Here is a 12,189-nt window from a genome sequence, read left to right as displayed (position 1 = left end):
GGGAGCTACTTTGCCTGATCCAAAGCCTCCAACTGTTTGGCAGCGTCTTCGATCAAGTCTGCCTCGGCCTGCAGCACCCTGCCGACCGTCTGCGTCCCCTGCTCCGCCTGCGACCACTTCTTCTGTTCGATAGCTTCGCGAACGGCAGGAATGGTCTTCACTCCATACCCCGTGTAGGCGCCAGGGGCGTAGATCTGGTTCTTGAACCACGGCCGCTCTGGTAGACCGTTCTCATCGAGAAACGCGCGCTGTGCTTCAATGAGCTTATGATTGAGCTTCTGAAGCGCATTGCTCGAGTAAGCCGACCCGCCATGCTCCTGCGCCTTTGCCAGTGCTTTCTCAAAATGGTCGGCGCTGCGCTTCATTGCTGCGCTACCGTTTTCCAGTGGAGCGAAATTGATGAACGGCGGCAACTCTTCCCGTTTTGGAGCAACAGTTGGATGCTCAGGATCAGAGGTCGCCTCGTACACGCCCTCATCCAGTTGCTGATTGACTTCCTTCTGCTTGTCCTGTTCGGTCTTGAGCAGGGTTTCAAGTTCTTTCACATAGCGGGCAATTGTGTCTGCGGAATCGCCGAAGCTCAGCGGAAGCATCTCCGCATCGGCCATTCGCATGACGGCCGTGCCGGCGAGCTGGGCAAGCGCACGACCGTAGACAAACTTGGTGTCGGCAAAATGCGTGTACCAATAGAAGTCGTCGTAGATCGAGTGATAGACCCCGCCTCCTCCTTCGCCACCGAATCCAAGGTTCAACGCAGCCACGCCTGCGTGATCGAGAAACGGAGCGTAATCGGAGCCGTCGCCTAACGCCCCGATTCGGAGCTGTGGCGCTCGGCGCAAATCACCACGGTCCTCGGCTCCGCTCGCACGTGCGATGCGTTGTAACCGCGCGCGCTGCCAAACCGTAAGCTGCGGCTTTTCCGGATCTTGAATGTCGCGTCCAACGTCGTTGATGAAGCGTTCGAGACGATGATCGCCCGATGCGCGCCAGAAGCCACGACCATTGCTGTCAGAGTTCACATACATTACTGCGTGTTGGCGCAGCTCCGGTAAGTGAGTCTCGACCCACTCGGTGGACCCGAGCAAACCGGGCTCTTCCCCGTCCCACAGGCAGTAAATGATGGTGCGTTTGGGCTTCCAGCCCTGCTTGAGAAGTTCTCCCAGCGCACGCCCTTCCTCAAGGACGGCCGACGCTCCCGAAATGGGATCATCCGCGCCGTTCACCCAGGCATCGTGATGATTGCCGCGGATCACCCATTCATCCGGATAAGTCGATCCAGGGACTCGCGCTATAACGTCGTAAAGAGGCTTGATGTCCCAATTCGACTTCACGACGAGGTGCACTTGCGCCGGTCCGGGCCCCATGTGATAGGTAATCGGCAGTCCGCCCGCCCACTTCTCCGGCACCACTTCGCCGCCCATCGCAGCCAGCAGCGGCTGCGCGTCTTCGTACGAGATGGGCAGCACGGGAATTTTCTGAATGACCTTGCTCTCACTGATCGCCAGTCGCTTCGCGTCTTTGGTAGCGCCAACACCGGGAGTGAGCGGATCGCCGGGATAATCCGTGTCTTCCACGCTTCCGCGCTGCACGCCTTCTTTCGGACGGTATGCGCCCTTGGGATAAACATCGCCCGGAGCATAGCCATCGTCAGCGGGATCGGAGTAGATGATGCAGCCCTTTGCGCCATGCTCATACGCAACCTTCGGCTTGATACCCCGCCATCCGCCGCCGTAACGCGCGATCACAATCGCGCCTTTTACCGAAATGCCCATGCGATCGAGCTGGTCATAGTCGTCGCGCATTCCATAGTTCACGTAGACCAGAGGACCGGTCACATCGCCGTCAGCCGAGTAAGCGTTGTACGTTGGCAGTTGCTGTTGTGTCTGGCTCGACGTTGGATCGCCCGCAACCGGGGGCTCCTCCAGTTTGGCGCGATACTTTGTCGGCGCGATCAGTTCAACCACCCGCTCTTTCGGAGTGGGAAAGAGAACGTCGAAACTCTCAATCTGGGCATCGAAGCCCCATGATTTGAACTTCGCTAGCATCCACTCAGCATTGTCCTTGTCGTACGCCGAGCCGACGTGATGCGGGAATGCACTCAGCCGACGCATGTTCTCGCGCAGCTGATCGGGCGCGGGAATCTCGCGGAACTTCTGCTCCCACTCCCGCTCTGCGCGCGAGGAGTCGGTTGTGTATCCGATCAAAGTTTTCGGTGAATTATTTGCGGAAGGCGTCTGCTGTGCTGAACTGAATGGAACAAAAGTAAGGATGAGAATCCAGGCAAGCAACGATCTGAATGATGACAATGCTTCCTCCTAAGTGATGGCTCTTCGTACGACTCACACTGCAGTTCTCATTTAGAACTGTCATCCCTCGCTCCGCAGCGATGTAGCTTCCAGGGCGAGAAACTTAGCTGCGGAGCGGGGGATCTGCTGTCCCGTTCTTGTTGAATGGACCAAGAGAGAAGCAGATCCCCCGCGCGAAACAACCGCGCGAGGGACGACGGTATTCATGGTTTCCGTTTCTTTTCGTGCTGCGGGAAATACAAACTTACTTTGCCCAAGCACGTGCCAAATCCTTCCAGCCGACGAGCACGAATCCTTGGTCCTTCAAAAACTGCCGGAACTCCGAACTCTTCACCATGTCAAAGTCATGCTGACGCCATGCCGCGCCCCAGTCAGGATGATTCCAAGTCGCGCCGCGCATTTCATCATCGTCATACGCAAGGTGAACGATTAATTCATACACACCCGGCCCGAGCGGTTGGAGCATGTTCTCGTAGGTCTTCCACCACTGCTCGGGCGGCACGCCGGGAGTGATCTGCAGAACTTCATCAACCAGCCCTTCCGATGGCGCCAACGTGAGCTGGTCGCTGTTCTTAGCTCGCTTCAGCGGAATCGGCAGGTGATAGTCTTGCGCGACCTTGCGGTAGACCTGGATCAGCCCAGGCGATCCCAGAAGCGCACCCATGTGCGTGTCGAGGTGGGTTAGAGGAATGCCCATGCCGCGCGCTCGGTCGATTTGCGCGTGCAGCTCGGTTTCTACTTCAGCAGGCTTGGCTCGCGGTACAACCTGACTTTCGAGGAGTGGAAGATATCCTTGCTCATCGAGCAGACTCGGAACTTTGTCCTTCGAACTTACCGGCCCCCACCGAAAATCCCGCCACTCGCTGTTGAGCGCCTGATGAATTCCCAAATCGGCTTGCTGGTGCGACTGCGCCCACCGCGCGACTTCCGGAAGCCAGGGACATGGCACGAGAATGCTAGCCGACGTCACCCAACCGTTCTCTAACGCCTGCGAGATTGCACGATTCACGGAATGCGACATCCCAAAATCGTCGGCATGAATAATGAGCAGCCGCGCGGTTGCCGGATATCCAAGCTTCTCCTGCACGGTAGGCGCGGATTTTGCCGAGCCAGCTTGCGGCAGTTGCTGCGCGGCAATCGGAAGAGCTAACAGAAACCCAAGCAGGAGTGTTGGCCGCATATTTTGAAACCGAAAGTGTAAGCCATCTCGCCCGAGTTGCATACTCAGGCGTGCAGGTCATACATTAGTCCGCATGAGCGATTACCAACCGCACAACCAGACTCCGGGAAATCCATTTGAGTTTGGCATTACGCTGCTGCTTTGCACCGCCGTCTCCGCTACGCTTGCGGTACTGATAGCAGGCATCGCTTTCCTGGTTTGGCGGTAGACCACGCGAATGGCCCCCGCCGCACCTCTCGTTCACTGGCCGCAGGGCATGACCGTCAACGTCGAGCTGTTCTGGCGCTGGCTTCACATCGTGAGCTCTATTATCTGGATCGGCTTCCTTTATTTCTTCAACCTCGTCAGCACTCAGTTTTCTGCCGGACTCGATCCTGCGACGCGCACGCGCGTGCTGCCCCCGCTGATGTGGCCGACGCTGAATTGGTTCCGCTGGGCTTCTCTTGTGGCCGTCCTAAGCGGCTTCGCCTATTTCGGCCAGATCGCAGGAGCCGAAGCCAAGAACGGGCACGGAAATGCCGGGGCATTCTTCGGCAGTTGGATCCTGATCTGGATCGTTGTCTGGATCATCTTTTACGCGTTGCTGCGTGTCGGAAATGCTGCCCTGCTCTTCATCGGATCGGCAGTAGTGATGATAGCCGCAAGCTGGCTCTTCCTTCGCATCAACTCGCACGGCTGGGAGAGCAATCGTTCCCTCGCCATCGGAATTGGCGGCGGAATGGGATTCTTCCTTCTGCTCAATGTCTGGGGAATTGTGTGGCGCGCCAACAAGAAGATCCTGCGCTGGATGGAGGCCGCCGGCAAGAACGGATCGCCGATGCCGCCCGAAGCTGCCACGCTCGCCCGGCAAGCCGCTCTCACTTCGCGGTTCAGCTTCGACCTAACGTTAGTGATCATCTTCTTCATGGCCGCGGCCAGCCACTTCCCTCTCTTCGGCGTTTAGACTCGCAGACAAAAAAATAAGGCCAGCCTTGCGGCTGGCCTATCGAGAATCCTGTTATGAACCCCAGGTCTCAGAAGTCGTAACGCAGAGCAAGCTGCATAACGCGTGACGAGGTACCTTGAGCTCCGCCGAGAGTTGACTGAATCTTTCCCAGTGTCGTGGGGTTGTTCAGGTTGAGGTTGCCGGTTGTAATGCCGAAGTTGGGATTGTTCAGCATGTTGTAAGCTTCCGCCCGGAACGTCACAGCCTGACTCTCCGTGACCTTGAAGCGCTTCACCAATGATGAATCGACGTTGAAGAAGCGCGGACCACGGAAGGCGTTTCGGCCAGAATTGCCGACCGAACCAGCGGTCGGGAAGCTGAACAAAGCCACCTGATCCGGCGTAAAGAAGGTAATGCTGCCATCCGGATTGTAATGCGGGGTTCCGATGTTCTTGTCGGTGCCTGCGAAGTTTGCCCACGTTCCACTCGTAGTACTGGCAGCGGTCAAACCACCAGTGGTGCGATTCGAATACACCGTAAACGGCGCTCCATCCTGTAGAACGAAGAGAGTACCAATTTCCCATCCGCCAGCGATCGTGTCGAGCCATTTCGGCATGTTGCTTCCGAAACGCTGTCCTTTCCCGAACGGGAGGGTGAGGATGACCGATGAGTTGAAGCTGTGCCTGTGGTCGAAATCGCCGCGGGCACGATTCAACGCGAGATTGAAGTTGTCAACGGGATTGTTAGCCGCGCCAAATCCGTTGCCTTCGATCGAGATGTTGTCGATCGCCTTGCTGTAGGTGTAGTTCGCCGAAGTCTTCAGCAGTCCGGTAGTGCGTCGCAGGCTGGCCTGCAATGCGTCGTAGTAGGACCTGCCATCGTTCGAACCCCAAACTACCTGGTTGAACTGTGGGTAGTTGCGCATAAAGGTTTGTGGCAGACCGGCGGCAGCGTACTTGCTGTTGAAAGAACGATCCAGGGTATTGGCTGCCGTAGCGATATTGCCCAAGGTGAAGTTGGAAGCGCCGAGCGAACTGATCACAGATGCCGGCGTTCCGAACATCTTCACCAACAGATTCCCGGCCGAGGGTGCGGTGCCGTTTGCTTGGAACGCCTGAATCTCCTTGAAGTCCGACAGAAACTGTCCGCCGTCCTTCATCTGGTTGAGATCGCGATCCATAAACAGTTTGACTCCGCGTGTACCCACGTAGCCAACCTCGAGAACGGTGTTGTGAAGCACTTCCCGCTGAATACTTAGCGCAAAGTGGTGGACATAGCCACTTCGCAGGTTCGGATTGAAAAGTGCGATGCTGCTGGTGCGATTGGTAACCGGTAGCGTTAAGACCGGTGCTGCCGGTTGCGGGGGCAGCGGGACACCATCGTTGACGCGCACATCTGTTGTTGAGGTGTTGGGAAATACCGTCACACCCTGCGAAAAGCCTGGGGTACTGCCATCCACAGTGTTGACAACGGCTCCGATGTTACGGTCATAAAAAATACCGTAGTTGCCTCGGACGGCTGTTTTTCCGTCACCTTTTACGTCCCATGCGAACCCAACACGGGGAGCGAAATTGTTCCAGTCTTTATTGTAAAAAGCATCGCTGGGCTGAACGGTCAGATTCGTGCTCGTGTTGAAGGGTGTAACCTGATCCGCCCCGATGACAGTTGCCTGGATTCCGTTCTTCTCATGCGGCATGCCGAAATATTCCCAGCGCAGTCCAGCATTGACGGTCAGTCTGGGCGAGAACTTCCAATCATCCTGGAAGTAATAGCCCATCTCTGTGAGCAGGTAGTCACGTTGGCGAGTGGTACCCGGGGCTTGGAACGAAGATAGGTCGCGGCTATAAAACGTTTCCGCTACTGCGTCCATGCGGCCCAGGGCATCGTTATAGAGCTGCTGGAAGGTCGAGAGTTGTGCGCTGCTGAGTCCGGCAGGTGCCGCAGATGCCGGCGGTGTATTGCCGTTAGCCACTGCCGTAGTCACGTTCTGATAGATACCGTTGTCATTGAAGCCGGTCTGCAGCGTGCGGCGAATGTTACCGCCCCAACGAAATGCGTGATTGCCGTGAACCTTCGTCATATTGTCGGTGAACTCGTTCACGGGAGAGTTTCGCCCTTGAGCGTAGGCCGAGTTGATGGGATCGGGGTTAAAGAGATTGGTAATAACTGTGGGACCCTTGAGTCGCGCTGGCCGCGCGAATGTCACTGAAGCGCTCTGGTGTCCCGCCCGGAATTCGTTGATCAAGGTATTGCTGATCGTCCAATCCGCACCAGTAGCGAAGCCCCAGCGATGTCCGCCCTGCGTACCTTGCGGTTGTCCAGGATAAGTTGCATCGGCATTGTTGAGGCTGTCGATCGCGGAATTCCGCTGCCAGCTCCACCGCAGAAATGCCTTGATGTTGTTGGTGATGTTGTGGTCGCCCCTGATGGTGAACTGATCCTCGATACTGTCGTTGGGATTGTTGAAGCGGAATCCCACGGTGTTGAGTCCATCGCCGGTATCCAGGTTGTTCGGAGCAGGTACAAGGGCAAACAGCTTCGCCATTGCGGGATCCACTCCGATCTTGCGCGGATCGTTAGCGGCAATATTGAAGCTGTGGAGACCACTCGAGTCTCTCCACTGGAAAATTCCCTGCCGTGCCAGTGTGCTCAGAACCTGGCGGTTGCGGACAATTTCTTGCTTGGTTCGGCGTCCCTGATAGTTGCCGAAGATAAAAGTCTTGTCGTGCTGGATGGGGCCACCAAACGATCCGCCGAAGATGTTCTGGATGAATTTTGGACGAGGTGTACCAGACAGGTTGCTGAAGTAATCGTTGGCGTTCAGATCGGTATTGCGCAGGTAATCGAAAGCGTCGCCGTGATAGTTGTTGGTTCCACTGCGCGTTACCAAGTCGACTTGCGCTCCGGCACTGCGGCCGTATTCTGCCTTGCCGCCTTCAGTAACGATCCGGAACTCACCCACAGAGTCGGTGTTATTGGCGGTGAGCGAGAGGCCAAGACGCGGCACCAGCGAATCGTTCACGTCGATTCCATCGAGCGAGGAGTTGTTGCTCCCTCCCCTCTGTCCGTTCACGTGCGAAAAGGTGACATCGCCGGGATTGAGCTGAACACCGGGTTGGAAGGCGGCAAGCGTAATTGGAGTTCTGCCGAGCTGCGGAAGGGTGTCGATGTCACGAATCGTGATCTGACGCGAGATTTCAGAAGAAGTGGTTTGGACTGTAAGCGCGTTGGCTTCGACCGTAATTGTGTCAAGAGCCTGCCCAACCTTGAGATGGATAAGCGCAGGGACGACTGCTCCGACGTTCACTTCCACGTTTTCAACAATCTGCTTCTGAAAGCCCGGGGATTCGATCGTGAGCGAATAAATCCCAGGTGGCACGGACGGAAGAACAAATTGCCCGTGATCGCTTGTGGCGGCCTCAAAGTGGGCCTGAGTCTTTATGTTTACGGCAGAAATCTTGGCGTTTGCAATCACCGCGCCATTGGGATCCTGCACAGTACCTTCAATACGAGCCGCTGACTGCGCGAACAGTGGTGCTGTGATCAAAAACGCCAGACTAAGAAGCGCCACCAATCGCCGGACAGTGCTTCCGCTAACGAAGCGAACTCTTTGCATGCTGCCTCCTGGAGAAGTTTGTTGGAATACCCGTTTGGAAAGGCGTCGAAGCTTAAGGCTGAGGGAGTTGGCCGTGCGAGCAAGGGGAACTCGCGCCTCCTGCTTCCCAAAAGGGAAAACGACTCCTTCGGTAGAGCAGTCGGGTTACCAAGTCGTAAAATTTTGTTAAGCTATGAAAATCAACCACTTACATCCCTTATCAACACCAGTTCGTCCCACCTGTGGATATGTTTTTGCGGAACAATCCCTGAAAGCTTCCATTTTGTGTACACACAGCCTCGACTTGTCCCACATCGTTGCCTGTGAGGCGATGCGCATACGCAGACGCGCATGAGCCACTGAATTCGCCATGGCGGATCCAAAGAAAAAGGGCACCGCAATCGCGGTGCCCTAGGAGCCTCTACATCGGCCTAGAAGTAGATCTTGGCAGCCAGTTGCGTCGCACGACCAGGAGCCGCTGAGCTGATGCGGCCAAAGTTCGCGCTCGTTATTGTTGTGGTGATATTCGCCGGAGAAGCTGAGTTGTAGAACTGCGTGTGATTGAACGCGTTGTAGCTCTCCAATCGAAGCTGGACGTATTTGCTTTCGCTACCCGGCCAGAAATAGATGTTCTTGAAAATCGCAACATCTGTGTTGTTGATTCCAGGCCCATGCAGCGGATTGCGGTGCGTATTGCCAAATGTACCGACGGCTTCAGTCGCAAAGCTCGTAGGATCGAACCAGAAGTTCTTACCCACGCGCGGATCGAGTTCCTTGATTGGAGCGATCTGATTGGGAACATCCGGGCACGCATAAAACTGGAAGTTGCTGGAACAGAAAAGCGAGAGTGAGCCGGAGCTGGTGCGGATATCGATCGGGAAGCCAGTTGCGAACGTCAGAATTCCGCTGATTTCCCATCCCTTGCCGATTACATCAGGCAGCCAGTGCATTCCCGGCAGAGCCCTCCAGTTTGGCACGTCATACACCGGACTGAAGACGAACCGATGACGCACGTCGAACTGCGAGTCGCCGACATTCAAGCCGGGAACGAATTGGTTGTAACCACGGTTTGATCCACCAAAGCCGGAATTCTCGAAGCTCGACCCGTTATCAATGGCGTGAGACCAGGTGTAGCTGGCTTGAAACAGCAGTCCATGCGTATAGCCCTTGGTTGCACTTAATTGGAGCGAATGGTAATTGGAGGCACCGATGGTATCGATAGTGCCGGCGCTCGCAATCAGGTTTCCTGGCGCAAAGGCAGTATGCGTGGGGAAATTGACCACCTGGTTGTTGCGACCAGAAACGCACGCAGGAGTAATCAGGCAGGCATCATGCCCAGCTTGAGTGATCGGATTTCCTTCGTAGGTGATCTGCTCATGACGTCCAAGCGCGCCAACATAGCTCATCCGTGCCACGATGTTGGTGGGCATCTGCCGCTCAATCGTTAAGTTGAAGTTTTCCGAGTAGGGAATGCGGAAATGTGGGCTGTAGAGGCTGATTCCAATTGGTTCGAATTTAGTGAAGTCCACCGCAGACCCAGCGGTCGGGAAAGTGAAAGGAAACTTGTTGGGAAAGGCAGTCCCGCTGTTGATGTCCTGATATGGATTCGCGAAGGCGGGAGCGGTTGTGGCGGGACCTGTGTCATTGGCTCCAGCCGAACTCAATCCAAACGGCGGGGCGCCGAGGTTCTGCAGCGAGGTTTCTTCTTCGGTGCGATTGAAGTAGAGACCGTAGCCGCCCCGAATCGAGAGCTTGCGTGACTCCCCACCTGACAGGAAGCCCAGGTTCGGAGCGTAAGCAAATCCAACACGTGGGCCAACATCCTTCCAAGCTGTATTGGCGCCGCTGGCGTCGTTGCATCCAGGATCCCCTGGATAATTTAGGCCTGTCGGTGCCGTCGGGAATACCTTTGATGTTTGTCCCGGAATGAAACAGTTAGTACCAAGCCCCTTGAACTGACGGTTGTGGAAGGGGGTATCGATCTGCCATCCGGCACCGTAGGTCAGGGTAAGGTTGTCACGGACCTTCCATTGATCCTGACCATACATGTAATGCTCATAGGCATTGGCGTTAATAATGCCGCCCGCGCCTTGACCATAAGTGTCAGGATTGCCAAGCAGGAAATCCAGTCCGGCGTTGCCGGTCGAGTATTGACCCGTTCCGCCGAACGCAAACGAACCGTTGTTGCGGCCGAAGAAGGGATTGTCTACGTTGAAGCGCCGACCTTCGTATCCAAACTTCAATGAGTGATTGCCGACGATCTTTGAGAAATTGTCGGTGACTTGATAAGTCTGATCGATACGTGGCTGAGGACCGTTGCTGCTGAATCCAAGACTGAAAAGCCCAGTTACTGACATCAGAGGCAAGCCCGCGGACTGGGTGTTTTGCGGGGTGATCTGGAATCCGACACTGGAAGGTAGAACCGGCTGCTGCGGCTCAACAGCATCGAAGTTCAAGCGAGAATAGCCCAGGCGAAACTCATTCAGCATCGCGGAACTAAATAGGTGGGTCCACGATCCTGTGTACTGGTGAACCTCAGACTTATTCTGATCGCCGAAACCGGGCAGTGTGGCACCGGTAAACGGAAGGTCTCGACTCGACGGAGCGTGTTGAAAGACGAGTACTCCCCAAAGCTGGTTGTTCGAATTGACGTTGCCGTCAACTCGAGCAATTCCCTGATCCTGAATCGTCTGTTGGGTTGGGTTAAACAGAAATTGGTTGTTCGCCGCGTTCGGAAGGGGCACGTACTTCTTCGTCAGAGCCACGGATATCGGATTAAATGCCGAAGCGGGTATATTGCCCGAAGGGAAACATGAAGCCCAAGTTGAACCCGCTGCACAACCAGTGGCCGCTAGAAGCGTGCCGGGAACCTTGTTTGCTTTCAAGGTCGCTCCAAATTGTCCCAGGAGTTGGGCTGGTGTAAACACGGTGTTGTTGTTGACTGCCTGCGGCTGCACTGCCCGATTCCCCTGATACGACAAGAAGAAAAAGGCCTTGTCCTTGAAGATTGGTCCTCCAAAAGTTCCGCCGAAAAGATTCTGGTGAAACTTGGGAGCGGTCAGTTGAAAGAAGTTATGCGTATTCAGGAAGGTGTCGCGATAGAACTCGAAGACACCGCCGTGATATTGGTTAGTTCCATTCTTGATGGAAGCGCTGACAATCGCTCCTGAGTTCCGGTCATATTCAGGATTCAGCGAGCTACTGATTAAGTTGAACTGGGAAAGGGCATCCGGACTGGGGATGTAAAGCGCCGTGTTAAGCGGCAGATCGTTCGTGTCTGTGCCATTAATCAGGTAGCTCGATTGCTGCGCTTGGTTTCCATTCGCGGAGAAGGTTCCGAATCGATCGCTGGCAGCTTGTACCCCTGGCTGAATGAGTTCGAGTTGGGTCCAGTTTCTCCCGATGAGCGGCAAATCCACAATCTGCTTCGCTTCGACCACGTTGCTGAGTTGGATGTTGGTCGTGTCGACCTGAACGGCATTGGCCTGAACTTCGACCTTTTCCGTCGTGCTGCCAATACTCAACTTCATGTCCTGCACGTACTGCTGGTCGATATTCAATTTGATACCGGAGACAGCGAAGGCCTGAAAGCCTGGAGCGGTGGCAGCCAGATTATAGGTACCCACCGGAAGGTTCAGGAGTTCGTAGATTCCGCTAGTTTGGGCTTTTGCGTTGTAAGCGACTCCCGTATCAATGTTCGTGGCGGTGACCGTAGCATTCGCTACCACCGCGCCGGTTGGGTCTGTAACCGTGCCTCGGATACGAGCGGTCAATTCAGCAGACCAGACCTGTAACGCCAAGCTAGTGCAAAAGAAGCCGACAACAAGGGCCCTCCAGAATCTACGTGTTGCCATTCGCCTTCTCCTGTTCTGAATGTCCATAATGGGACGAAGAGAGATATTCCCGTATATCCCTTGGGAAAACCTACGAACCCAAACAATGCAATCTCCTTGCCGAAAAATGGCTACTCGTAACACGCTGTTCTAGATTCGTAACAATCGCATCTATCTCCTTACGGGCGTTGGAGTTGTGACAAGCTGAGCAAAATCGCGCCAAGGCACGCGCGGCGATGTGGGGACGAGACGTCGAATACTTGGGATTAGCTAGTTCCAAGTTCCATAGCAACAGTTGTCTTTACAATGGTTTTTGGAATTTTTGAGTGGAATTCATACAGTGGTGGCAG

Annotated in this window: 6 protein-coding genes; 2 read left to right on the top strand and 4 right to left on the bottom strand. The window is 55.3% G+C overall.

Features of this window, described 5'->3' with window-relative positions:
- Nucleotides 1-5 precede the first annotated feature (5 nt).
- Nucleotides 6-2,306, bottom strand: a complete 2,301-nt coding sequence (locus VNX88_22705; GenBank protein ID HWY71496.1) for a transferrin receptor-like dimerization domain-containing protein — start codon at nucleotides 2,304-2,306, stop codon at nucleotides 6-8.
- A 244-nt stretch (nucleotides 2,307-2,550) separates the two neighbouring features.
- A complete protein-coding gene (locus tag VNX88_22700; GenBank protein ID HWY71495.1) occupies nucleotides 2,551-3,486 on the bottom strand; it encodes a polysaccharide deacetylase family protein in 936 nt (311 codons plus the stop codon).
- Between the two features lie 73 nt (nucleotides 3,487-3,559).
- Between VNX88_22700 and VNX88_22695 the strand changes: the two genes are divergently transcribed.
- The gene (locus VNX88_22695; GenBank protein HWY71494.1) at nucleotides 3,560-3,694 is read left to right on the top strand and encodes a hypothetical protein; all 135 of its coding nucleotides are present in this window, start codon (nucleotides 3,560-3,562) and stop codon (nucleotides 3,692-3,694) included.
- Nucleotides 3,695-3,703: 9 nt separating this feature from the next.
- Entirely contained in the window at nucleotides 3,704-4,429 is a 726-nt protein-coding gene (locus VNX88_22690) for a urate hydroxylase PuuD (GenBank protein HWY71493.1), read from the top strand.
- 70 nt (nucleotides 4,430-4,499) lie between these two features.
- On the opposite strand, the gene VNX88_22685 is transcribed toward VNX88_22690, so the two are convergent.
- Together VNX88_22685 and VNX88_22680 are read right to left on the bottom strand one after the other, a co-directional pair.
- A complete protein-coding gene (locus tag VNX88_22685; GenBank protein HWY71492.1) occupies nucleotides 4,500-8,027 on the bottom strand; it encodes a TonB-dependent receptor in 3,528 nt (1,175 codons plus the stop codon).
- A gap of 410 nt (nucleotides 8,028-8,437) precedes the next feature.
- On the bottom strand, nucleotides 8,438-11,860 hold the full coding sequence (locus tag VNX88_22680; GenBank protein HWY71491.1) for a carboxypeptidase-like regulatory domain-containing protein: 3,423 nt from the start codon (nucleotides 11,858-11,860) through the stop codon (nucleotides 8,438-8,440).
- Nucleotides 11,861-12,189: the final 329 nt, after the last annotated feature.

It is taken from the genome of Terriglobales bacterium (genome assembly GCA_035567895.1).
Classification (GTDB): Bacteria; Acidobacteriota; Terriglobia; order Terriglobales; family Acidobacteriaceae; genus Gp1-AA112.
This window is presented reverse-complemented; position numbering and strand designations above follow the sequence as displayed.

What these genes read in the sequence shown, in the direction of transcription:
- VNX88_22690 (HWY71493.1), top strand. Translation starts at nt 3,704, where the DNA reads ATGGCCCCCGCCGCACCTCTCGTTCACTGGCCGCAGGGCATGACCGTC.
- VNX88_22680 (HWY71491.1), bottom strand. Translation starts at nt 11,860, where the DNA reads ATGGCAACACGTAGATTCTGGAGGGCCCTTGTTGTCGGCTTCTTTTGC.
- VNX88_22685 (HWY71492.1), bottom strand. Translation starts at nt 8,027, where the DNA reads ATGCAAAGAGTTCGCTTCGTTAGCGGAAGCACTGTCCGGCGATTGGTG.
- VNX88_22695 (HWY71494.1), top strand. Translation starts at nt 3,560, where the DNA reads ATGAGCGATTACCAACCGCACAACCAGACTCCGGGAAATCCATTTGAG.
- VNX88_22700 (HWY71495.1), bottom strand. Translation starts at nt 3,486, where the DNA reads ATGCGGCCAACACTCCTGCTTGGGTTTCTGTTAGCTCTTCCGATTGCC.